The organism is Vibrio sp. 1401, assembly GCF_033340295.1.
The window spans coordinates 1-672 of the sequence record NZ_JAWOWF010000408.1 but is presented as its reverse complement, the minus strand read 5'-3'; the positions used below and the strand labels follow the sequence as shown (position 1 = coordinate 672).

The 672-nt window shown below is 46.7% G+C and carries 1 protein-coding gene; it reads right to left on the bottom strand.

Annotation, left to right across the window (positions count from 1 at the left end; all coding sequences use genetic code 11):
- Positions 1–6: 6 nt before the first annotated feature.
- Positions 7–612, bottom strand: a complete 606-nt coding sequence (locus tag R7Z77_RS25925; RefSeq protein WP_015297256.1) for a hypothetical protein — start codon at positions 610–612, stop codon at positions 7–9.
- Positions 613–672: the final 60 nt, after the last annotated feature.

The window sequence follows — 672 nt, the reverse complement described above, 5'->3', positions numbered from 1 at the left end:
ATGGGGTTAAAAGAACCAGCTGCTGTTGTCTTCCAATTCCTGACGACATTGCTTCAGCTGCCAGCCATAAGTCTTTGCGGTTTGCTCAACGCGCCGAGCCACTTTCATCAAACTAGGCTTTCTTTTGTAAGTTCCACGTTTATAACCGCCTCGCCCTTCATGATAGGCCAGATACTGGTTATAAGGGTCCCACAATGAAATGCCTAACTGGCGACGAGTCTCGTGGGTATACCACCCAACAAACATTATCGAATCATCAAAATTGGTGCGCGAACCACCTTGCCCGGTGGAATCTTGGAAGTCATCCCAAGCTGGATCTTGAGCCTGTGCATAGCCATACGCACTGCTTACGCGTCCCCAAGGAATGAAACCCAATACGTAATCTTTGGGTGGTTTGGCATCATGGCGGAAACTGCTTTCCTGCTTGATGATGGCCATGGCAACATGAATGGGGGTTCCCCACTCTTTTTCCATATCTTTCGCATCATCATACCAACCAGATTTTTCTCGGAATATCTCACATAGGTTATCTTGCTGTTTTGGTGGCGCTGTCGCACATCCCGCAAGCAACACACTTCCTAGCACCGATACAACCAACGGCTTAATGTTCAATCCCACCCAATCCTTACTTATTGATTATTGTTTTAGATAAGCGAAGTAGTTTTCCAGAAA